Source organism: Micromonospora sp. CA-240977 (assembly GCF_050942285.1).
Taxonomy (GTDB): Bacteria; Actinomycetota; Actinomycetes; order Mycobacteriales; family Micromonosporaceae; genus Micromonospora.
Genome location: NZ_CP192055.1, coordinates 205,542 through 227,171 on the forward strand (window position 1 = coordinate 205,542; position 21,630 = coordinate 227,171).

Consider the following 21,630-nt stretch of genomic DNA (forward strand, 5'->3'; position numbering starts at 1 on the left):
TCGATCGACTGCGCCGCGGCCCCGGTGCTGTCCGACCCGTGTGATAGCTCTGTACTCATGTCCGAGGCCATGCTGAGCAAGGTGCGTAAGCTGCTCGCCCAAGCCGAGGACCCGGCCTGCACACCCGCCGAGGCGGAGGCGTTCACCGCCAAGGCGACCGAGTTGATCGCCCGCTACGGCGTGGACCGGGCGCTGCTCGCGGTCCGTGACCCGACCACCGACCCGGTCGGCGACCGGGTCCTGGACATCGTCGCCCCCTACGCCCGCGACAAGGTCGGCCTGCTCGCCGCTGTCGCCGAACCACTGCGCTGCCGCTGCGTACGCCGCCGGCAGGGCAACGGCTTCGCACTGCACCTGTTCGGCTTCGCCAGCGATCTGGAGCGGGTGGATCTGCTCTTCACCTCACTGCTCGTGCAGGCGGCGCACGGCCTGGCCGCCACCGCGGTGCCGGCGGACGACCACCCCGCCGCCTTCCGCCGGTCCTGGCTGGCCGGGTTCGCGGAGGTGATCGGAGGCCGGCTCTGGGCGGCGGAAACCGCGGCGGCCAGCGAGTCGGGGGTCCCGTCGGTGGCACTGGTCCTTGCCGACCGGTCCGACCGGGTGCAGCGGCGACTCACCGAGCAGTACCCGCGGCTGCGCACCGCACCGCCACGCAGGTTGGGCGGCACCGGCTTCGGGTCGGGGGCGGAGGCCGGCCGCCACGCGGATCTGGGTGGTCGGAACCTCGGCGGCAACACCGCACCGGCACGGCAACTCGGCCACTGACGACCGCGGGACGGCGGCGGTCAGGCGGGGGTGGTGGGTTGGTGCCGTGACACAGTCGCGACGTAGCGGGTGAGCAACTCGTGCCAGCCGGCGGTGAGCGCCTCGCGATACCCCTCGGCCGCCTCGCCGTGCCTGTCGAAGTGGCGGTGCTCCAGCTCGACCCGGGTGCGCTCCGGCCCCTCGGACTGGAACAGCACCTCGACCTCGCTCGCGCGGGCCGGGTCCGGCACCGGCGCCCGGTCGGGGCCGATCTGCCAGACGAAGACCAACCGGCGCGGCGGGTCCCAGGTGAGCACCCGACCCCAGTCGGAGCGGAAGCCGTACGGGCCGATCTCGTAGAGCATGCCGCCAGCCTGCGGCTCCATGCCCAGCTCGGCAAGCGCGTCCGGGCCGGACCAGGTGTATTCGGTGACCCACCAGTCGGTCAGCTCGTCGGTGAAGACCGTGAACGCCCGCTCGGCGGAACTCGGGACGTGGAGGCTGCACCGTAAGGAGAACCGGTCGACGTCCTGCCGGATGTCGGCCGGATCAGTCATTTCCTGTCCCATAGGCCCGGACCATACCGGCTGATGCCCGCGTGTGCAGCTTCATACGGTGCCCGGTTCCAGACAGGCCGTTGTCGATCCGCCACGGACGGGATGCCCCGCCGGAAAGCGGGTAACCGCGCCGAACGGGCCGGACGACCGGGCCGGGGTGCAGGCGGGCGGGAGAGCATGAGCGAGAGCGCACAGCAGCGGGAGCCGGACCGGGTGGACCCGGACGTCCTGCTCGACATTCCGAAGGTTTCCGTCGACTCGATCCGGCTGGCGGTCGACGGCCTGGACGCCGACCTCTCGCTGCGGGCCCGGGTGGCCAACCTGATCCAGGTCGACGCCGGCGTACGGGTGCACCTCACCAGCGGTGAGCTGGACATCAACGGGGTGCACGCCGAGGCGCAGCTGCGGGTGCGGTTGGAGCAGTTGACCATGATCCTCGGGCGGGCGCTCGACACCCTCGACCAGAACCCGCAGATCATCGAGGCGCTCGGCCGGACGGCTGCCACCGGCCTCGACGACGTGAACCGCGGCGCACAGCAGTCAGCCCACGAGGCCGTGGCTGTCGAGGCGTCGGCGCGCCGCTCCGACGGTGTGCTCGGCGGGCCGGGCCGGCAGGTGGGCGCCGCCGGCACCGTCGCCGGCCCGACCCGAGAGGGCGCCGATCGGTCGGGCGCCGATCGGTCGGGCCTCGACCAGCCGGGGCTGGCTCGGCCAGGAGCGGGTCGGCCAGGTTCTGATCGGCCAGGTTCTGATCGGCCAGGCGTCGAACGGCCGGGAGCTGGTCGGCCGGGAGTTGGTCGACCGGGCGCGGGGCCAACCGCGGGTGGCCCCGAGCCGCACGCTGGTGGTCCGGGACCCAGCGCTGGGGGACCCGGGGCCCGCTTTGGGCCGGCGGAACAGATACGACCGGAGTCCGGCGGATCGCAGGACCACCCGACCGGCCGGCGACACGGGGAGCGGCACCACCCCGAAGGGCAGCGGCCGTCCGAGGCGGGTCGGGGCACCGAGAGCCCGGCGGAGTCGTCGAATGGGCAGGCCGGCAACCGACCCGATCAGTCGTCCGCCGCCGGCACGCGCCCGTCTGGGGCTGGTGCCGGCGGTACCGGCCCCCGGGGTGGGGCGCAGGCCGCGGCGCAGAGCGCGGCCCAGCTCGCCGAGCAGGCGGGGGAAACGCTGCGACAGGCCGGGCGCAGCGTGTGGGAGGCGATCCAGAGTGGCATGGCGCAGCACCGCCAGCAGGGGCACGAGGACTGACGGCCGGGCAGCGAACCCACCGCCGATTCGGCAGGTCAGGAAGCCGGCAGAGGCTGCCGTGCGTCCGTCGTGCGGTTCGCGCGCTTGACGCTCCTCCGATGATGGGCGCATGAGCGTGTATGACGAGGACCCGGTCACTGTCGCTCTGCGCGTGGGGGTCGTGGTCGTCAGCCTGGGCTCGCTGGTACTCGGGGTGCGGGTAGCCGTGTCACGACGGTTTCCCGCCGCCTTGGTTCGGCTTGCACGCCTCAGGGTGGGAGAGCGGTCCCAGCCCCTGCGGATGGGCATTGCCCAGGCCATGATCGGTGCGGGCGTGTTGATCCACCAGGCACCGTTCTTTATCTCGATGCCCCTTTCGCTGGGACGTGCCCTATTCGCGGTGTCACTACTGTTGCTGCTGACGGCGGCGGGAGCGTTCTCGCTGCTCCGTCGCTAGCTGCGCATGGGGTGATGTGCCGGGGGCGGTTGCGCGACATCACCGTGCGCCGCGAGTTCCGAGAGGGCACAAAGCAAGATCCCCACCTGCGTTTCCGCTGGTGGGGACCTCTGTAGCCCGGCGAAAGGCTATGTGGCCAGGGGCGGGGTCGAACCGCCGACCTTCCGATTTTCAGGCACGTGCATTTTGGCAGGTCAGGAAGCCGGCAGAGGCTGTCGTGCGTCTGTCGTGCGATTTGCGCGCTTGACGCCTCTCCGATGATGGGCGCATGAGCCTGTATGACGAGGACCCGGTCACGATCGCCTTGCGGGTGGGGGTCATGGTCCTCAGCCTGGGAGCGGTTGTACTCGGGGTGCGCGTGGCCGTGTCACGACGGTTTCCCGCAGCCTGGGTTCGGCTTGCACGCGTAAAGTTGGACGAGCGGTCCGAGCCCGTGCAGGTGGGCATCGCCCAAGCCACGATCGGCGCGGGTCTGTTGATCGCCCAGGCACCGTTCTTCATCTCCATGCCTCTTCCTCTTGGACGCACTCTGTTCGCGGTGTCACTGCTGTTGCTGCTGACGGCGGCGGGCGCGTTTTCGCTGATCCGTCGCTAGCTGCGCATGGTGATGTGCCGGGGTAGCCGTGCGACATCACCGTGCGCCGCGAGCTCCGAGAGGGCTTTAGCGATCTCGCGGTCACGGCCGTCGACGGCGTGCAGGTACCGCCGGGCCGCCGCCATGGACGAGTGCCCGAGTCGCTTCATCAGGTCGGCCAGGGTCGCGCCGGTCTGTGCGGCGAGGGTCTGGCCGGTGTGCCGCAGGTCGTGGAAAGTCAGATCATCAAGGGCGACCTTCTTCCGTGCCCGGACGAACGCCTGATACAAGGTGTTGCCCCGCAGCGGCGTTCCATCGCGGCTGACAAACAGTCGATCTTTGCCCGCGTACGTGTCCAGGTGGAGCCGAACCAGCGGCACGACGTGTGGCGGGATCGAGATCGTCCGCTTCCCTGCCTCCGACTTGGGGTCCTTGTCGAACGCCTGGCCGGGGGCGTGCAGCGGCTCGACGCGTGCCTTCCGAACCGTGATCGTGTGCTCGGTCAGGTCAACATCCGCGACGCGCAGACCGGCGATCTCGCCACGTCGGAGGCCGCACCATGCAGCGATGAGAACAGCGGTGCGGTATCGCGGGGTGATGGCGTCGACCAGGGCGACGACCTGAGCGGGCGTGGCGACTGGCCGTTCAGCGACGCGGACCGTACCGGCACCCGGGATTTGGCACGGGTTCCGGGCGATGACGCCCTCACGTACAGCGGTGTTCATGACCATGCGCAGGAAGCGGTACGACTGAGAGATGGAGGTGCGGCCACCGTTGCCGCGCAGAGCCGCAGCATGCCACTCCCGGACCCGACTCGCTGTTAGATCACGAAGCGGCACGGCGACCAACGGCACCAAGTGCAGCCGCAGATTCCGTTCGCACGTCTCCCGCCACCGAACGCCGATCTTCGGGCTGTCCCGCAGGATGGCCCGCGCGTAGTTGCCGAACGTTTCCGACGCCGCACGGTCGTCCAACCAGGTGCCACGCGAAATGTCTGCCTCAACCAGCGTCAACCAGCGGTTGGCGTCAGTCTTCGTCTTGAAGGTCTGCGGCGCGTTCTGCCGAGCACCACCACTGGGCGGCACGAACGAGGCATGGAAGCGACCCGAGGGAAGCTTGCGGACGTACCCGAACTGGCGACGCTTGCCCATCAGGCCACCGCCCTTCCATCCGACCAGGCAACGGTGACCGGCTCCACCGTGCCGGCGGCGATGAACTCCGTGAGGGCAACCTCAGGGATGCGGACGTGGTGGCCGCCGAGCTTGACGTAGCGGATGCGCCGCTCGGCGATGAGCCGGCGGGGGAATCGCTCGGTGGTGCCGAGGCGGCCCGCGGCTTCCTTGACCGTCAGCAGCTTCTCCACTCGATGGCCTCCTTCCGGGTCGGGTCGGTGGTGGTGATTGCCGAAACGTCGGGCGGGTCGGCGGCAGCACGTCTGGCGGCGTCGAGCTGGACGCGCCATTGGATGCGCTCGGAGATGGCGCGCAGGACACGATGACCGAGCGGGGCGACATCGGGATCGGTTAGTCGAGCAAGTTCCCAGGCGTGGCGTTGCTCGCCGCCGGCCGGGGCGGTGTCGGCGTCGGTGGTGACACCGAGCAGAGCCTTGACCCAGTCACGCCGGTCGGCCCGATGATCGGTCAGCGTCTTGCCGGACCACTGCCGGGAGATCAGGACGCGCCGCCCGCCGATGCCGAGGGTTTCGCGCTTGTGGACCTTGTTCTTGCAGTTGCCCGGCCGCAGTCCTTGCTTGGCTTTCTTGGGTTGGACGCCGTAGAGCAGCCAGTTGGCGCACCGCTCCGAGCACGGCGTGTGCCGCAGCTCTTGCCAGAGCCGTTCCAGGTGCGCCCGTTGCCGGCCGGTGGTCACGTCGTGGCAGTCGGCGGCTTGCTTGGTGAGGTACTTGGTGATGTAGCCGACGCACCGGTCGGCGTCCGTGGTGCCGGCGAGGACGCCTTTGGCGTCGACCTGGCTTCCAAAGCGGGCGACGTGGACGGGTTCGACGTTGGGGTCGGCGTCGACCAGGTCCAGGGCGTCATCCCAGGACGGTAGGAGCCGGCCGGTGGTCGGGTCGGTGTAGCCGGCGGCGTCGGCGTCCCACTGCGGCGCCCGCCCCGGTTCGTAGACCCGCTGCTCGACGGATGGCCACCACACCTGGTGGTACGTCGCGGCGGCGACCTGCCGTACCAGTGCCCGAGGGATGGTGCCTCGGATGGCGAAGTGTGCGTGCGGGGCGAGCCGGCGCTGTGGCTCGACGGCTCCGGCGTATTGGACGTTCCAGCCGACCGCGCGGCGCAGGTTCTGCCAGAACCGGTCGAGCAGCCGGGGGAAGTGCACCGCGTCCCAGGCGGCCCGCCGGTAGTCGTAGCTGTCCGGGTCGACCGGTGTCCCGTCGCTGTGGACTCGGCCGTAGGAGCCGAGGGTGAGGGTGAGGAACATCGATGGCCGGAACACCCGCCCACCGCGCCCGTCGAAGGTCCGCCCAACGGTCCGGTTCTCGACCGGGAGGCGGGGCAGGTCGGGAGCGTCCTGTCGCCGTTTGGTGGAGCGGACCCGCCGCTTGCCGTCGCCGTCCTCCTGGTCGTCGCTGCCGTGGGGTGGTGCGGGGCGACCGCGCATGCCTTCGGTGGTGATCTGGCTTTCCAGTTCCTCGATCGCGTCGTCCAGGTCGGCGACCTGATCCCACTGCGAGACGCGGGCCGCTTCGTCGCGGGCGAATTCGAGGTGAGCGCGGGCGACGATCAGGCCGCGTTGCGCGTCGGTGGCGGGCTCGGGTCCGGGGTCGGGTTCGTCGGTACGGTGCCAGCCCTCGCGGATCTGCTGCTGGCGCAGCCGGCGGGCGCGGCTGGCGCAGGCGGGGCACTTGGCCTCTTGGGTGGCACCGCAGGGCATGTCGATGACTTCGGTTTGCCCGGAGTCGAGGTCAGTGCGGCGCAGGCTGACAGGGCGGGTACAGACGCCATAGTCGGCGGCCAGATCCTTGACCACATCGACTGAGCGGGGCATGAGCATCCGGGCGGCCCGGGAGCCCGGCCTCGGCTCCACCACGGGGGCGGGTTCGAGGCCGGGCAGCGTCGGGGTGAGCGTCATCGACCCACCCCCCACGACGAAGCGAGGTCGCGGACCCGCAGGACGGGGCGGGGGTTGGCGGTGGCGTGGTCATCGCGCAGCGGGTCGAACGCCACCACACCGGCCCGGGTGGTCTTCGCCCGGTACATGGCCGCGTCAGCGTCAGCGAGGGCGGCGGCGAGGCCGGCAGGGATGGCGGGGGCGAGGCCGATGCTCGCGGTCACTGACACCGTGATCCCGGAGGGCAGCCGGACGGGAGCGGCGATCGCGGCGGCGAGCTGGCGGGCAGCAGCGGCCGGGTTCGGGTCGAGCAGTAGCGCGGCGAACTCATCCCCACCGAGCCGGGCGGCCACGCCGTGGATGCTGCGCAGGCGGGAGGCGACGGCGGTGAGGACCAGGTCCCCGGCGGCGTGGCCGTGGGTGTCGTTGACCGGCTTGAAGTCGTCCAGGTCGACCACCACCACCCACGGGCGCAGCGTGGCGAGCTGGGTCCACGCGTCGGCCAGGCCGGTGCGGTTGGCCAGGCCGGTGAGCGCGTCGCGGAGGGTGGCGCGTTGCAGGGCGGCTAGTTCGTAGCGGGCGACGTAGAGCCGGTACTGATCCCAGGCGAGCAGGGCAAGGACGGCGACGAGAAGCAGGCCGGACAGGAGTGCATCAGTCATCGGGTCACCTCTCCCATCAGCGGGACACCATTGCGGCGAACGAAGGCAGCCGGAGCGACCGGTGCCGGGTGGGCAGGCTCGACCGGGGCCAGGACGACCGGCTCAGCCACGGCCGGGGCAGGAGCCGTCGCGGTGGGCTGCTCGACCGGGCGGGCCGGCGCAGCATCGGCGGCCGGGGTCGGGGTGGGGGCGGTGGACAGGACGAGCTTGGACAGGCCGATGAACGCCAGCGCGGGCACGGCGGACAGCAGCCAGCCGGACAAGCCGGGCTTGGCCACGGCGAGTTGCGCGGACAGGGACAGGGCGACGGCGGCGACGAGCAGGAACATCGGGTAGCCGATCGACCCGCCGGTGCGGCGTCGTCGGCGGATGGTGAGCAGGGCGGCGGCGGGGATGAGTTCGGAGATGACGGCGTTGGCCCAGCCGAACCACTCACCCGTGCCGGCCGGGGAGTTGTCGAGGGTCCAGTCTTTGACGTGGGTGAACGATGCGGCCCCGGCGAAGCCGGCGACGATGAGCAGGATGACGATGAGGACCAGGCCCTCGATCCGGTCGGCGCGCGTGTTGGTGGGGTGGGGTTTCATGCGGCACCGTCCAGGATCTCGCCGTCGATCACGCGTAGCCGGCCGTAGGTCTGGGCCATGTCGCGGATCTCGTCGTCGGTGAGGTAGGAGAAGCGGACCCGCATCGGGGTGGGGTCACCGTCGATGACCACGAACCCGACACCGGGCAGGGACTGCGGAATGCGGTCACACAGCGCCCCGCGATCGCGCATCCCCTCACCCAGCACGAGATCGACCTGAGCGGCTTCCGCGAGGCGCAGGCCGATGCGGGTCGGGAACAGGTCCCGGAACGGCAGGACTTCCTTGCGGGGGTCCTGGATTGCGGCGACGACGTGCACGCCAACCGCACGGCCCTGCGACAGCAGGATCGAGAGTGCGGCTTTGATGCGGTCCTTGAGCTGGCGGTCGGTGAGGTAGGCGGTCAGGTTCGCCAGCTCATCGATGACCAGGACGATCAGCGGCTCGTCCGGGGTCGGGGTGTGCTGGCGGGTGCGGCCGTAGAGCTTCCCGGCCCGGTCCTTGGCGACGGTGGCGGCTTCCTCGATCAGCTCACACATCGCGGCGTAGTCCTTGCGGGCGAACCGGGTGAACATCGGCGCACCCATCCCGAGTTCCATGCCGCCCTTGGGGTCCAGGCCCCAGATCTGCACGAGCCCGGACGTGACCCCGGCGGCGAGGGAGCGCACCACGGACCAGATGACCGAGCCCTTGCCCGACCCGGTCGCGCCGACCACGAGGACCTGCGTGCCGAACAGGCGCAGCTCGTAGCCGTCGCCGTCCTCCTGCCGACCCACGGCCAAGGCGGTGAACTCCGGCACGGCAGGGACCGGCATCGGGCGGACGAGCTTGGCGAGGGGGTCACCGCGGAACAGGTGCAGCAGCACCACGTCCGGGCGCGGACCGGGCGCGGCCTTGACCTGCCGGACACCGAACGTGTGGGCGAGGCGTTCCGCCACCTTGGCGAAGTCGTCGGGGATCTGCCCGGTCACCATCCGCACGACCACCACGTCGACACCGCCGCCGCAGCGCACCCGACGCAGCACCGGAAGGACGGTGTGGGAGTCGAACGAGACGGCGAGCTTGGCGGTCACCATCGCCGCCATCCACTTGCGGCGGTAGATCCAGCGGCGGTAGCAGGACAGCACCGGCCACCACCCGAACCGCAGGAACGACGGCCGATGCCCGAACGCCCAGCCGGTGGCGACGACGGCGAACAGGGCGACGATCCCAACCGGACCAGCCCAGCCGAACCGTCCGTAGAGCCAGGCGAAGAACACCGCCGGGACGGTGACGTACCAGAACCGCACCGCCACGAACACCAGCCGGGCCAACGCCTTGAGCGTCCACCAGGTCAGGGCCACCCACATCGGGATGCGGATGAACGGGGTCCGCACGTTGATCGGAGCGGAGTCGATCCGGTCACCCCGGATCACATTCACCAGCGGCATCCCTCAGCCCTCCCCGACCGTCGCGGCGGCGGCGGCGAACAGGGCGGGCTGACCCGGCGTACCGGGACCACGACGCACCACCCGACGACGCACCGGCGGGCGGGCCGGCATCAACGCGGCCAGGTCGACCGGCCCGGACTCCGGGGCGGGCACGTGACGGGTCATGGTCGGCAGCCACCGGCCCCGACCGAGGACCGCCCGAAGGTCGACACGGTCAGAGACGTGCGGGGCGATCAGGTCCGGGTCGAGGTGGCGCAGCTTCACCACCGTGCGAGCCAGAGCGGCAGCGGCGGCGGCGATCTCCACCAGTGCGGCGACGCGGACCGCGTCGGCGGGGACGGTGGTGTAGACCTCGCGGGCGGCCCGGATACCGGGGCCGGCGAGACGCATCACCGTGCGGCGGTGAGTGCGGCGGTGGGGGGCGGGGCGCGGGTTCCCGACGATGCGGGCAGCGTCAGCTAGCGTGGGCATCAGCCCAGCTCCTTTCAGGGAGATGAGGGTCAGGCGCGGGGCGGGAGTTGTCTTGGCGGGCGAGTCCCACCCCGCGCGTCCAGATCTGGTCAGGCCGCCTGCTTCACTGCGGCCGGTTCGGTCATGGCCCCGGCGCGGACCGACCACGCCTGACGCGCCCGGCACTTCCCCGAGCCCTTGCACCGCTGCGAGTCCACGTACGGCGTCAGCGTCACGTCGGTGAACGTCACCGCCGGCGGGTAGCCGGGGATCTTCGACGCCGGCGGGACCGGCTGGACCGGGGCGGCGATCTTCACCTTGACTTCCTTGGTCGCGCCGAACTTCCCGGCCTCCGGGTCCAGGTCCAGGACCTTGACCACCCACAGCCGCTCGCCGGTGTCCTTGTCGCGGGCCTGGTCGTCGCCCTGGCCGCGCTTGTCGAAGTCCGTCACCGGCTCCACACCCAGGCACAGTGCGCCCTGCGGGAACACGTAATCGAACGGCACGGGGACCTTGATCGTGTTGGGGATCGCCATCGCTTCCACGTCCTCTCAGTCGCCGCCGGCTCGTCGCCGGCACTTGGCGTTTCGTGCGGCCTTGCCGCACACAAAGGACGGTACCCGCACTTTTAGTGTGGCTCAATACTTAGAGTGCGGGTCGATACGGTGAGCGAGAAAACAGACAAGTCGCCCGCCGTTGGCGCAAGGCCAGCAGCGGACGACTTGTGGTGGTGACTACGAGCAGAGGCAGCGCCTCGATGTCAGCGCATGCCGAACCTCTCGGTGAGCGCGCGCAGGTCCGGATCTTCTGACTGGTCCATCCGCAGTAGGTCTGCAACAAGCCCACGCGCCAGCGGGTGTGCCGCCACCCGCTCGGGCGTCAAGTCGGCGGCCTGTGTCAGCGCCTCCACTGCGGCGGCCAGGTTGCGGCGCTGACCCTGGGCGCGAGCGATGTCGATGAGGTACCGGCTCCGCCGTTCAGGCGATAGCCCTGATGGGTCGAGGGTGGCGGCAGTTCGCAGAGCAAGTCCGGCATCGCCCAACTCGACCGCGACAGCTACCTCATGAAGCGCGACATTGGTGGGACCAAACTCCGTGTTGTAGTCGTTGCGGTCCTCGCCGAGGCGTTCCGCAGCTCGTCGCGCTACCTCAATCTCCCGGTACGCCCGCTCGGCGTCGTTCTGCCGGGCCGCCACGATGGCCAGTTGGAGATGCAGCGCGCCCGACACCGACAGGGCTCCTGGTTCGCCATCGTCCGCGCGGTCCTCTAGGGCCACCGCGGCTGTACTGGCGGTCTGGTGCGCCCGGTCCAGCCGTCGCGCGGCCTGAAAGACCAACGTAAGCCGAAACGCGCCCTCGCCCATGAGGAGCACGTCCTCCGCACGCTCGGCGGCAGCGATCGCGCGGTCCGCTGCAACCCAAGCAGCCCCCGGGTCGCCAATCGTGGAAAGCACTGCCGCACAGGCGTGGTACGCCCGAGCAAGCGCCGCATAGACGGCCCGCTGCCCTTCCCCTTCGGTGGAACGAGCCGCGCTCTCTAGATCCGGCAGCAACTGCACAAGCAGCTCGCCGACCTGAGTAACCTCCGACGCGTGCGTATGGCTCCACGCGCGCTCGACCCGATCCGACAGCTCGCCGATATCGACGGGAGGCGACTCTGTCCTGAGGACGGCAGCCAAGGCGTGGCTTGAACTCAACGCCAGGCTCAGCTCCGTTGCCGCTTGTGGCTCTTCGTGCACGGCAGCGATCACCGGAGCCTCAGGGGCCAGTTCCGACAGCGGCACATCGAGGACCTGGGCGAGACGCTCAAGGACCGTCATCCGGTCGATCTTTCGAGCCCCCCGCTCAACCTGGGACAGCCACGTCTCGGACCGATCGATCAGACGGGCAAACTCCCGCTGCGACAGCCCTCGCCGCTGACGGTGCAATGCAATCCGCCGCCCCAGCGCACGCTCGGCGCTCGGGTCCTCGCTCACGAGGCCACACCCTTCATGCCCATCGGCTCCAAGAACTCCACCCGGACTCCCGACAGGTACTGCTCACGCTCAGCCAGAGCCCGCAGGGTGTGCGGCTGCCGCTCGTGCTCGTCGAAGGCCGCACGATCCCGGTAGACCTCGTAGAAGACCCGCGCCAGCGGCTCACCCTCCACCTGGTGTGTGGCGTACACCAGCGTCCCCGGTTCGAGTGACCGAATGCCCGGCAGCGTCTCTTCCATAAGTCGGTCGAAGCCCGCCGCAGCGTCCTCGTCTTTCAGATCAAACCGGACCACCAGGGCAAACATCGCAACCTCCCGAAGAGAAGACCCGCACTCCTTGTGTGCCATCGTACCGGCGCTGCGGGCTGGTGAGTCGGTTGCCGAATTGGCCTCTTATGAATCAAGGCGGCCCGCAAGCGGGCCGCGCCGGCCCGGCCCCGGCCTGCTGGCGACCTCCGGCCGGCATCGGCCGGGCCGACCGGCCACGCTGACGGACTGCAAGAGCTGTTTGCCCTCCGGGCAGGGATCTTCGACAGAGATGGGGGAAGCCCGTCCGGAGGGTGCGGTAGTCGATGGTTGCGCGGGTCGCCATCTCCACCATGAGTCCCAGGCAGAGCCGAGCAGACCAGGGGCCAGGGTGCCAAGGTCGTTCGTCCGGTAGGGCGCTCCACCTTGACACCCTGGCCCCTGGCCCACTCCACGGTGTGTGGGACTCACGGCGGAGATGGCTCTGAGGCCCGCCGTGTGGGAAAGGGCACGTGCGATCTACGTGCGACAAGGAGCGGTTAACCATGGCCCCATGGGGACAACCACGGTCAACTGCCACTCGGCCGGGCATCGAACAAAAGCAAGATCCCCACCTGCGTATCCGCTGGTGGGGACCTCTGTAGCCCGGCGAAAGGCTATGTGGCCAGGGGCGGGGTCGAACCGCCGACCTTCCGATTTTCAGTCGGACGCTCGTACCAACTGAGCTACCTGGCCGTGGTGCTCGGCCCATGTTACCCAACAACCGGACGAACCGGCGGCAGGGCGACCTGCTCCGATACGCAGAACGCCGCGCGATGCGCGGCGTCAGCGCTGCGGTCCTGACGGGACTTGAACCCGCGACCTCCGCCTTGACAGGGCGGCGAGCACTCCAACTGCTCCACAGGACCTAGCTTGTGTTGCTCCGGCTTGCGCCGGTCGTGCCCCCAACGGGATTCGAACCCGTGCTACCGCCTTGAAAGGGCGGCGTCCTGGGCCGCTAGACGATGAGGGCGGCCCCGCCATCATTGCACATTTGCAACTTCAAGCGGACTTGCTCCCATCCGGCCCCGCCGGAGGCTTGGAAAGCATACGTGATGCCCGGTCGGTGAACAAAATCGGTGTCGGCAGGGGCGTGGATCGGGTCATAACCGCAGGTCAAGGGTGGTCTAGCCGAGTCGGGTGATGCCGAAGCGCTGCTTCAGGTCCGCGATCAGATGGGGGCAGGCGGCGAGCGTCGCGGCCCGATTGCCGCCCCCGTCGTGCAGCAGCACGATGGCGCCGGGGCGGGCGGCGGCATGGACCCGCTTGCCGATCGTGGCGGCGTTCGGCTTGTCCCAGTCCTGTGGGTCGACCGACCAGTGCAGGGGGTGCATGCCGAGATCGTTGGCCACCTCCAGCACCTCCGAGGTCCACCGGCCGCCCGGCTGCCGGTAGAAGGACACCTTCGTCCCGGGGGCCGCCGCCTGGATGGCCCTGTTGGTGCGGTCCAGGTCGGCCCTGATCTCGGCGACGGGTCGCCGTGCCAGGTCGAGATCGTGCCGCCAACTGTGGTTGCAGAGTTGGTGTCCCTCGCGGACGATCCGGCGGACCAGCTCCGGGTGCTTCTGCACCTCGCGGCCGACGACGCAGAAGGTGGCCGTCACCTTGGCGGCCCGCAGTTGGTCGAGCACCTTCGGTGTCCAGGCCGGGCTGGGCCCGTCGTCGAAGGTCAGGACCACCGGCCGCGCGCCGGTGTTGCGCCGCAGGCCGGCGGGGAGCTTGGCCGGCAGTGGTCGCAGCGGAGGCTTGGGAGGTTTGGCGAGGGTGGGGTGCGGTGACGGGACGGGCGTGGGTGATTCCACCGGCCGCGGTGCGCCGGCGGGTGCGATGGTGCGGTTCGGCTGGGCGCAACCGGACAAGACCAGCGCCATGGCGAGGGCGGACGCCAGAACGGCGCGGGCTTGCATCTGCTCGCTCCCGGAGGGGTCGGGGTGGGCGGAACCCCGACGGTAGTTCACGCCCCAATTGGGGCGACAGTGCGGTCAGTCACGCCTCGACTGATCCAGCGAGTCACGGACTGCGACGGCGAGCGAGACGGCCTCGGCCAGGTCGATCGGCCGCACCACCCCCGCCGGCAGCGTGTCGGCTCGCCAGCCGGGGCCGGCGGCGAGCACCAGCAACGGGCGGCGGGGCGCCGCCAGCAGCGCGCTGAGCTGGTCCGGGTCGGCGGTGGCCCGGGTGTGCGACCACAGCACCACGGCGGCCGGTCCGGTCCGGTTGACCGCCTCCAGGAGGGCGGCGACCGGCACCCGGGCGCCGAGCGTCCGGTAGCTGACCCCGGCCTCCGCGAGAGCGGCGGCCAACGCCTCCAGCGGCAGGGTGTGCTGCTCCTCGTCGGCGCAGGAGAGCAGGATGCGGGCCGGCCCGGTGGGAACCTTGGCCCGACTGGCCGTCGCGAGCGCCTCCGAGACGCAGCGGGACACCAGGTGTTCCACCTCGATCAGGCCGGCGGTGGCGGCGTGGCGTTCGCCGATGCCGGCGAGGACCGGGCGGAGCAGCCCCTCCCAGGTGGCGACGACCCCGCCGGCTGCCAGAGCGTGCGCGATCGTCTCGCTGATCGCTGCCGCGTCCAGCCGCATGGCGGCGCGGGCCAACCCACGGGCTGCTGGTCCGGCGCGGCCCACCGGGATGGTTCCGCCGCCATCCCGGCCCGGTCGGTGGATCCGACCGGAGGTGACGGTCTCGGTGGGCATCGGATCCGGTGCCTGGCGGGCCCAGCGGGCCGCCTCGGCGGGGCTCACCCCCTCGGCGGTGAGTCGTCGCATGATCTCGAGGCGCGCCAGGTCGGTGGGCGTGTACCGACGGTGGTGACCGGGGACGTGCTCGCTGGGCCCGAGCCCGTAGCGCTGGTGCCACGTACGCAGGGTCGTCACCGCGACCCCGAGCCGCCGTGCGACAGCGCCCGCGCTCAGCGCCTCATCGACCACCCGACCGCTCCGCCGTGTCATCCGCCGACGAGCCGGGCGGGGTCACGGCCGGAGCGGGTGCGCCCGACGTGTCGCCCGAGGGGTGCAGCAGCCGGTTCACCACCCCGCCCAGCCAGGGCGCGTACGACCGAGGGTCGAGATCCAGTTCGGCTGCGAGCGCGGCGGGGTCGGCCCAGCGCAACTCGGCGACCTCGTCCGGGTCCGGCAGCAGTGGCGCCGCGGGCAGGAAATCGCCCCGCAGCACGTGGTCGTACTCGAACTCGACCCGACCGGTGGCCGGGTCCTCGGCGTAGTAGACGTAGACGCCGACCTCGGTCAGCTCGACCGGGCCCGCCCCCAACTCCTCGCGCAGCCGCCGGTTGGCCGCCTCGGCGAGCGACTCGCCTGGCTGGGGGTGGCCGCAGCAGGAGTTGGCCCAGCGCAGCGGGAACCGGGTCTTGACGGCGGCCCGGCGTTGCAGCAGCACCTGGCCGTCCGGGTCCACAAGCAGCACCGAGAAGGCCCGGTGCAGGTGCCCCGGAGGCTGGTGCGCGGCCGCCACCGTCAACGTGCCGTGGGCCGTGCCGGTCTCGTCGACCAGCTCGACAAGATGCTCCTCGCGGCTTTTCATCGACCTTCCCCACTGATCCGGCCGGCGGCCAGCTTGCCGGAGATGAGCACCATCGGTACGCCCACCCCGGGCTGGGTGCCGGAACCGACGAAGACCACGTTCGGCAGGTCGCGGTGCAGGTTGGACGGGCGGAACGGGCCGGTCTGGAAGAGGGTGTGCGCGGCGGCGAACGGCGTGCCCGCGGCCATTCCCTGCTCCTCCCACTCGGCGGGGGTGATCGCCCGCAGCACCTCGACCCCGGCGCCGAAGCCGACGTAACCGCGCTCCTCCAGGGTGCCGATCAGCTGGTCGCTGTAGCGCTGGGTCAGGTCGCCGCGCCAGTCGAACGGGGCCCGGTGCAGGTTGGGCACCGGGGCGAGCACGTAGTAGGTGTGCCGGTCCGGTGGGGCCACCGAGGGGTCGGTCCGACTCGGGTTGGTCACCAACAGCGACGGGTCGGTCATCAGCTCCCCCCGCCGGATGACCTCATCGAAGGTGCCCTTCCATGCGCGTCCGAAGTGGATGTTGTGATGGGCGATCTTCGCATATCCCTGTCGGGACCCGACGTGCAGAACGACGCAGGACGGAGAGTAGGTGAGGCGACGCTGCGGGGCGGCGGGGAGCAGGTCCCGATAGGCGACCGGCAGGTCGGGGTTGAGCACCACCACGTCCGCCGGCACCAGCTCGCCGTCGGCGGTGAGCACACCGGTGGCCCGGCCGTGCGCCGTCTCCACCCGGGTCACCGTCGTGTCGTACCGGATCTGCACGCCGTGCTTCTCGGCGGCGCCCGCCATGGCCTTGGAGACCGCGTGGATGCCGCCGCGCGGGAAGTAGACCCCGGCCACCGAGTCGAGGTACGCGATGACCGCGTAGATGGCGAGCGCGTCGTGCGGCGCGAGGCCGGCGTACATCGCCTGGAAGGAGAAGATCCGCTGGGTACGGGGGTCCCGGAAGAATTGATTGATCTTCGTTTGGAGGCGTCGGAAGGCCCCGCCGCCGAGCAGCTTGAGAAGGTTGCCGGTGATCAGGTCGGTGGGCGCGTCCAGGTTGCGCTCGATGAAGTCGGTCCGCTCCAGCCGCCACAGCTCGCGGGCGTACTCGACGAAGCGCAGGTAACCGTCGGCCTCCCGCGGCCCGCAGACCCGGGAGATCTCGGCGGCCATCCGGGTGGTGTCGGTGAGCACGTCCAGTGTCGAACCGTCCGGGTAGTACGCGCGGTAGGCAGGATCGAGCGGGGTCAGGTCGAGCCAGTCGTGCAGCTCCTCACCGACCGCGCCGAGTGCCTCGGCGATCAGGTCGGGCATGGTGAGCACTGTCGGGCCGGTGTCGAACTCGTAGCCGTCCACACCGAGCCGGCCGGCCCGACCACCGGGCACCGGCTCGCGTTCCAGCACGGTGACCTGTCGCCCGCTGCCCGCCAGGTGCAGCGCGCAGGCGAGCCCGCCCAGGCCGGCCCCGACGACCACCACCCGGTCCGTCCGTCCCGTCACCGTCCGCACGTGACCACCTCCTCGAGAATGTCGCTCATCAGGCCCGCCGGTTGGTCGCGGCGGTGGCCAGCCCGGTCAGCGCGGTCCGCGCCGTCCGGTCCACGGGCGCGGCGTCGAGCGCGACAAGCGCGTCGCTCACCCGCTCGGCGATCATCCGCTCCACCCGGGCCACCGCGCCGGTCTCGGCCACCAGTTCGGCGAGCCGGTCGACCGGTTCGTCGGCGGCCCGCTCCAACGCCCTCAGCTGGGCCGGCGTGGCCAGCTCTCGAGCCAGCATGAGCAGCACGGTCGGCTTGCCGGTGCGCAGGTCGTCGCCGGCCGGCTTGCCGGTGGCGGCCGGATCGCCGTAGGCGCCGAGCAGGTCGTCGCGGAGCTGGAACGCCTCGCCGACGGCCAGGCCGTAGCGGGTGTACGCGGAGACCAGCGGGTCGTCGGCGGGCACCCCGGCCAGGCAGGCGCCGAAGAGCAGCGGTCGCTGGACGGTGTAGCTGGCGGTCTTGTAGCGGGCCACCCGCAGCGCCCGGTCGACCGACCAGCTGGCCGGGTCGTTCTCGCCGAGCACGTCGAGATACTGCCCGGCGACCGTCTCCACCCGCATCTGGTCGTAGCAGCGGCGGACCTCGAACAGTCGGGCCGATGGCACCGTGGCGTGGGAGAGCAACTGATCGGCCCAGACCATGCAGAGGTCGCCGATGAGCACGGCGACGGCCTCGCCGAACCGCCCGGGATCACCGCGGTGGCCGGCCTCGATGTGCTGCTCGGCGAGCGCGACGTGGGCGGTGGGTCGGCCGCGACGGGTGGTGGAGGCGTCCATCACGTCGTCGTGCACCAGGGCGAAGGTGTGCAGCAACTCCAGCGCGGCCAGCGCGGGCAGCACCGGCGACAGCGCCTCCGCGCCGCCGACCGCCCCGCGCCAACCCCAGTAGGCGAACGTGGGCCGGATCCGCTTGCCGCCGACGAGGACGGCCTCCCGCGCGGAGGCGGCGAAGGCGCCCATCGAGGTGTCGATCTCGGCCAGGGAGTCGACCTCGACGGCGAGGAAGGCCGTCAGGGTCTCGTCGACCGCCGTGACCAGCTCATGGGTGTACGCGGCCAGAACGGCCTGGACCGGGTCGTCCCGGTCGGCCGGCACTGCCGCCGCCATACGAGTCGCATTGCCCGCAACTGCGTCGTTGGCCATGCGGCTCAGCGTACCCTAGGCTACGAGTTGCGTCGATTGGTGCGTCGATAAATGAGGGAGGGCCGGTGGACACAGATCTCACCGCTGCCTATGACCGGTGCCGTGAACTGCACAAACGTCACGGCCGCACCTACTATCTCGCCACCCGCCTGCTCCCCGCCTGGAAACGGCGACATGTGCACGCCCTCTACGGCTTCACCCGCTACGCGGACGAGATCGTCGACCGCACCGAGGATCTGCCGCCGGCCGAGCGGGCCGCCCGCCTCGACGCCTGGGCCAGCCAGTTCGTCGCCGGCCTGCGTGGCGCGTCGGTCGACGACCCGCTGCTGCCGGCAGTGCTGCACACGATCGCCGTCTTCGATCTCGACCGGGACGACTTTGCGTCGTTTCTGAAGAGCATGGCGATGGACCTGACCGTCACCGCGTACCCGACCTACGACCATCTGCTCGACTACATGGAGGGCTCGGCGGCGGTCATCGGCACCATGATGCTGCCGATCCTGGGCAGCTCCGACCCGGCGGCGGCACGGGAGCCGGCCCGGCAGCTCGGGTTCGCCTTCCAACTCACCAACTTCATCCGGGACGTCGCCGAGGACCTCGACCGGGGCCGCACCTACCTGCCCGACGAGGATCTGGCGAAGTTCGGGGTCACCCGCGACGAGCTGGTCGAGGCCCGCGCCCGGGGCCGCGGCACGCCCCGGACCCGGGAGCTGATCGAGTACGAGGTGACCCGCGCCCAGGCCCACTACGCGGCCGCCGCGCCGGGCATCACCATGCTGGCACCGGCCTCGCAGGCCTGCATGCGCACCGCGTACGTCCTGTACGGCGGCATCCTCGACGAGGTCGCCGCCAACGACTACGACGTCTTCGCCCGGCGCGCCACCGTGCCGCAGCGGCGACGGATGGCGGTGGCCGCCCGCGCTCTGCTCACCTCGACCGGTACGCCGGTCGTCATCCCCGGGCCGACTGTCGACCCGGAGACCCGGTGACCGCTGGCACCGCGATCGTGCTCCTCACCCGCGACCTGCGGGTGCACGACCACCCGGCCCTGGCCACCACCTGCGCGGCCTTCGACCGGGTGGTGCCGCTGTACGTGCTCGACCCGGAGCTGGCCGACCGGTCGGCCAACCGCACCCGGTTCCTGCACCAGGCCCTCGCCGACCTGCGCGCCGAGCTACGCGAGCGCGGCGGCGACCTGGTCGTACGACCCGGGGACCCGGTGGCCGAGACGATCCGGCTGGCCGGCGAGGTCGGCGCCACGGCGGTCGCGCTCTCCGCCGACGTCAGCCGTTACGCCCGCCGCCGGGAGCGGCGACTGCGCGCCGAGTGCGAGCGGCACCGGCTGCACCTGCGACTGTTCCCCGGGCTGACCGTTGTCGAACCCGGGGCGTTGCGGCCCGGTGGCGGCGGCGACCACTACCGGGTGTTCAGCCCCTACCACCGGGCCTGGGCGGCCAACAGGTGGCGCGAGGAGTTGGCCCCGCCGCGCCGCGTGACGTTGCCCGACGGGGTGCGCGTGGGCAGCCTGCCGAAGCCGCCGGCCGGGGACTCGCCGGACGCGGCGGTCGGCGGTGCGCGGGTCGCCCGGCAGCGGCTCACCGACTGGCTGCCCGACCTGGACCGCTACGGCGACCAGCACGACGACATGGCCGGCGACGACACCTCGCGACTCAGCCCGTACCTGCGCTTCGGCTGTGTGTCTCCGCTGGCGGTGGCCGGTCGCGCCGGGGACCGGTCCGGGCCGTTCGTCAGGCAGCTCTGCTGGCGGGACTTCTACTACCAGGTCACCGCCGCCTTCCCGGAGATCTCGACAGCGGCGTACCGCCAGGGCGCCACCGAGCAGTGGCGCTACGACGACGACGCGCTGACGGCCTGGACCGAGGGACGGACCGGAATGCCGATAGTCGACGCCGGAATGCGGCAGCTGCGGGCGCAGGGCTGGATGCACAACCGGGCCCGGTTGATCACCGCCGGCTACCTCACCAAGCACCTCGGGCAGGACTGGCGTGCGGGGGTGAAGGTGTTCTTCCGCTGGCTGCTGGACGGGGACGTGGCAAACAACTCCGGCAACTGGCAGTGGGTCGCCGGCACCGGCAACGACACCAAGCCGTACCGGGGGTTCAACCCGGTCCGGCAGGCCGAGCGGTACGACCCGGCCGGCGACTACGTGCGCCGGTGGGTGCCGGAGCTGGCGACAGTGCAGGGCAAGGCCATCCACCAACCGTGGCGGCTGCCCGAGGCCCTCCGCCGGACGATCGACTACCCGCCGCCGCTCTCGGTGCCGGGCACCGACCCCGTCTGGCTGCGGTGATCAGAGGCAGGAGTGCAGCGCCTCGGCGAGTTCGTCCACCCGGTCGTGCTCGGCGAGCTGCGCCGTCGCGTACGCGAGGGTGTAGCCGCGCTCCGGGTCGGCCCACGCGCTGCTGCCGCCGAGGCCACCCATGCCCCAACTGCCGTCCGGCTCCCACTGCATGCCCAGCGTCCACCGGGCGATCCGGTCCAGCAGCAGGTCCGGCCCGTCGTACTGGACCCGGGTCGCCTCGGTGACCAACTCCGGGCTGACCAGCCGGACGCCGTCCAGGACGCCACCGGCCAGCAGACCGGCGTAGAGCCGGGCCAGGCCGGCCGCCGTGGCGTGCAGGTTGACCGCCGGCATCTCGGCGCCCCGCCACAGCGGGCTGTTCAACACGGCCAGGTCCAACCCACCGGCCGGATTGCCCATCGCGCGCGCCCGCAGTGAACCCGGCTCGCCGAGCTTGCGGCTCGGCCACCCCGCGTCGCCGTAGCGCATCTCGGCGCAGCGCCGCTGGGCCGCCTCGGCCAGCCCGAAGCCGAGGTCGAGCCGCCACGGACCGGCGATCTCCTCGGCCAGGAACCGGCCCACCGACCGCCCGTCGACCCGGCGAACCAGCTCACCCACCAGATGCCCGTACGTCCAGGCGTGCTCGCCGGCCACCGAGCCCGGCAACCACTCGGGGTCGGCGGCGGCCAGGTCGCCGGCGAGCAGCGCCCAGTCGGCGATCGCGGTGGCGGGCCGCGGCACCGGGAACGCCGGCAGCCCGGCGGTGTGCGACAACACCTGGCGCACGGTGGCGGGGGTGCGGAACTCCGGCCAGTACCGCACGACCGGCGAGTCGAGATCGACACTTCCCCGGTCGACGAGCACCAGCAGACAGAGCGCGGCCACCGGCTTGCCGACCGAGTAGACGTTGGCCAGCGTGTCCGGCCGCCACTGTTCACCGTCGGGTCCGGCGCCGGTCCGGAAACCGCCGACCAGGTCGACGACCGGCTGTCCGTCGTACCAGATGGTCAGGCCGGCGCCGGTCTCCCGGCCGGAGGTGAACAGGTCGTGAAAACAGTCCCGGACCGGAGCGAAGCGTGGGTGCATTCCGCCACCGTAAGCGCCCCGGACCGGTGAGCGTGCCGAC

The 21,630-nt window shown here is 71.3% G+C and carries 23 protein-coding genes and 3 tRNA genes; 6 read left to right on the forward strand and 20 right to left on the reverse strand.

Annotated features, from left to right (window positions below):
- The first annotated feature begins 57 nt into the window (after positions 1-57).
- A complete protein-coding gene (locus ACQPWW_RS01040; RefSeq protein WP_433128204.1) occupies positions 58-765 on the forward strand; it encodes a DUF2786 domain-containing protein in 708 nt (235 codons plus the stop codon).
- 20 nt (positions 766-785) lie between these two features.
- On the opposite strand, the gene ACQPWW_RS01045 is transcribed toward ACQPWW_RS01040, so the two are convergent.
- On the reverse strand, positions 786-1,313 hold the full coding sequence (locus tag ACQPWW_RS01045) for an SRPBCC family protein (protein ID WP_433128206.1): 528 nt from the start codon (positions 1,311-1,313) through the stop codon (positions 786-788).
- A 165-nt stretch (positions 1,314-1,478) separates the two neighbouring features.
- Here ACQPWW_RS01045 and ACQPWW_RS01050 point away from each other — a divergent pair, with 165 nt between their 5' ends.
- From ACQPWW_RS01050 to ACQPWW_RS01060, 3 genes are all read left to right on the forward strand, one after another.
- Complete coding sequence (locus ACQPWW_RS01050) at positions 1,479-2,555, forward strand: hypothetical protein (protein WP_433128208.1); 1,077 nt, start codon at positions 1,479-1,481, stop codon at positions 2,553-2,555.
- Between the two features lie 109 nt (positions 2,556-2,664).
- Complete coding sequence (locus ACQPWW_RS01055; RefSeq protein ID WP_433128210.1) at positions 2,665-2,991, forward strand: hypothetical protein; 327 nt, start codon at positions 2,665-2,667, stop codon at positions 2,989-2,991.
- A 268-nt stretch (positions 2,992-3,259) separates the two neighbouring features.
- The gene (locus ACQPWW_RS01060; protein ID WP_433128212.1) at positions 3,260-3,586 is read left to right on the forward strand and encodes a hypothetical protein; all 327 of its coding nucleotides are present in this window, start codon (positions 3,260-3,262) and stop codon (positions 3,584-3,586) included.
- Here the strand turns inward: ACQPWW_RS01060 and ACQPWW_RS01065 are convergent.
- The 18 genes from ACQPWW_RS01065 to ACQPWW_RS01150 form a co-directional block, all read right to left on the reverse strand.
- A complete protein-coding gene (locus ACQPWW_RS01065) occupies positions 3,583-4,716 on the reverse strand; it encodes a tyrosine-type recombinase/integrase (protein ID WP_433128214.1) in 1,134 nt (377 codons plus the stop codon). The genes ACQPWW_RS01060 and ACQPWW_RS01065 overlap by 4 nt on opposite strands.
- Entirely contained in the window at positions 4,716-4,928 is a 213-nt protein-coding gene (locus tag ACQPWW_RS01070; protein WP_433128216.1) for an excisionase family DNA-binding protein, read from the reverse strand. The genes ACQPWW_RS01065 and ACQPWW_RS01070 overlap by 1 nt, the downstream gene beginning before the upstream one ends.
- Positions 4,913-6,655: a replication initiator gene (locus ACQPWW_RS01075; protein ID WP_433128218.1), complete on the reverse strand. Its 1,743-nt coding sequence runs from the start codon at positions 6,653-6,655 to the stop codon at positions 4,913-4,915. Before ACQPWW_RS01075 ends, ACQPWW_RS01070 begins: the two co-directional genes overlap by 16 nt.
- Positions 6,652-7,296: a GGDEF domain-containing protein gene (locus ACQPWW_RS01080; RefSeq protein ID WP_433128220.1), complete on the reverse strand. Its 645-nt coding sequence runs from the start codon at positions 7,294-7,296 to the stop codon at positions 6,652-6,654. Before ACQPWW_RS01080 ends, ACQPWW_RS01075 begins: the two co-directional genes overlap by 4 nt.
- The gene (locus ACQPWW_RS01085) at positions 7,293-7,880 is read right to left on the reverse strand and encodes a DUF2637 domain-containing protein (protein WP_433128222.1); all 588 of its coding nucleotides are present in this window, start codon (positions 7,878-7,880) and stop codon (positions 7,293-7,295) included. Before ACQPWW_RS01085 ends, ACQPWW_RS01080 begins: the two co-directional genes overlap by 4 nt.
- Positions 7,877-9,307 (reverse strand): FtsK/SpoIIIE domain-containing protein, encoded by a 1,431-nt coding sequence (locus ACQPWW_RS01090; protein WP_433128224.1) that lies wholly within the window; start codon positions 9,305-9,307, stop codon positions 7,877-7,879. Before ACQPWW_RS01090 ends, ACQPWW_RS01085 begins: the two co-directional genes overlap by 4 nt.
- A 3-nt stretch (positions 9,308-9,310) precedes the next feature.
- The gene (locus ACQPWW_RS01095; RefSeq protein WP_433128226.1) at positions 9,311-9,778 is read right to left on the reverse strand and encodes a hypothetical protein; all 468 of its coding nucleotides are present in this window, start codon (positions 9,776-9,778) and stop codon (positions 9,311-9,313) included.
- 89 nt (positions 9,779-9,867) lie between these two features.
- Positions 9,868-10,293, reverse strand: coding sequence for a hypothetical protein (locus tag ACQPWW_RS01100; RefSeq protein ID WP_433128228.1), 426 nt, complete (start codon positions 10,291-10,293; stop codon positions 9,868-9,870).
- 224 nt (positions 10,294-10,517) lie between these two features.
- Positions 10,518-11,732, reverse strand: coding sequence for a helix-turn-helix domain-containing protein (locus tag ACQPWW_RS01105; protein WP_433128230.1), 1,215 nt, complete (start codon positions 11,730-11,732; stop codon positions 10,518-10,520).
- Positions 11,729-12,037: a putative quinol monooxygenase gene (locus tag ACQPWW_RS01110; RefSeq protein ID WP_433128232.1), complete on the reverse strand. Its 309-nt coding sequence runs from the start codon at positions 12,035-12,037 to the stop codon at positions 11,729-11,731. The genes ACQPWW_RS01105 and ACQPWW_RS01110 overlap by 4 nt, the downstream gene beginning before the upstream one ends.
- Positions 12,038-12,638: 601 nt before the next feature.
- A tRNA-Phe gene (locus ACQPWW_RS01115) sits at positions 12,639-12,712 on the reverse strand.
- 99 nt (positions 12,713-12,811) lie between these two features.
- A tRNA-Asp gene (locus tag ACQPWW_RS01120) sits at positions 12,812-12,885 on the reverse strand.
- 31 nt (positions 12,886-12,916) lie between these two features.
- Positions 12,917-12,989, reverse strand: a tRNA-Glu gene (locus ACQPWW_RS01125).
- Positions 12,990-13,143: 154 nt separating this feature from the next.
- Entirely contained in the window at positions 13,144-13,923 is a 780-nt protein-coding gene (locus ACQPWW_RS01130) for a polysaccharide deacetylase family protein (protein WP_433128234.1), read from the reverse strand.
- A 75-nt stretch (positions 13,924-13,998) separates the two neighbouring features.
- Entirely contained in the window at positions 13,999-14,943 is a 945-nt protein-coding gene (locus ACQPWW_RS01135) for a MerR family transcriptional regulator (protein ID WP_433134057.1), read from the reverse strand.
- The gene (idi, locus tag ACQPWW_RS01140; protein WP_433128236.1) at positions 14,933-15,553 is read right to left on the reverse strand and encodes an isopentenyl-diphosphate Delta-isomerase; all 621 of its coding nucleotides are present in this window, start codon (positions 15,551-15,553) and stop codon (positions 14,933-14,935) included. Before idi ends, ACQPWW_RS01135 begins: the two co-directional genes overlap by 11 nt.
- On the reverse strand, positions 15,550-17,031 hold the full coding sequence (crtI, locus tag ACQPWW_RS01145; protein WP_433128238.1) for a phytoene desaturase family protein: 1,482 nt from the start codon (positions 17,029-17,031) through the stop codon (positions 15,550-15,552). The genes idi and crtI overlap by 4 nt, the downstream gene beginning before the upstream one ends.
- A gap of 28 nt (positions 17,032-17,059) precedes the next feature.
- A complete protein-coding gene (locus tag ACQPWW_RS01150) occupies positions 17,060-18,202 on the reverse strand; it encodes a polyprenyl synthetase family protein (protein ID WP_433128240.1) in 1,143 nt (380 codons plus the stop codon).
- A 65-nt stretch (positions 18,203-18,267) separates the two neighbouring features.
- Here ACQPWW_RS01150 and ACQPWW_RS01155 point away from each other — a divergent pair, with 65 nt between their 5' ends.
- Positions 18,268-19,191, forward strand: a complete 924-nt coding sequence (locus ACQPWW_RS01155; protein WP_433128242.1) for a phytoene/squalene synthase family protein — start codon at positions 18,268-18,270, stop codon at positions 19,189-19,191.
- The gene (locus ACQPWW_RS01160) at positions 19,188-20,513 is read left to right on the forward strand and encodes a cryptochrome/photolyase family protein (protein WP_433128244.1); all 1,326 of its coding nucleotides are present in this window, start codon (positions 19,188-19,190) and stop codon (positions 20,511-20,513) included. The genes ACQPWW_RS01155 and ACQPWW_RS01160 overlap by 4 nt, the downstream gene beginning before the upstream one ends.
- Here the strand turns inward: ACQPWW_RS01160 and ACQPWW_RS01165 are convergent, their stop codons facing one another.
- Positions 20,514-21,590, reverse strand: a complete 1,077-nt coding sequence (locus ACQPWW_RS01165; protein WP_433128246.1) for a serine hydrolase domain-containing protein — start codon at positions 21,588-21,590, stop codon at positions 20,514-20,516.
- Positions 21,591-21,630: the final 40 nt, after the last annotated feature.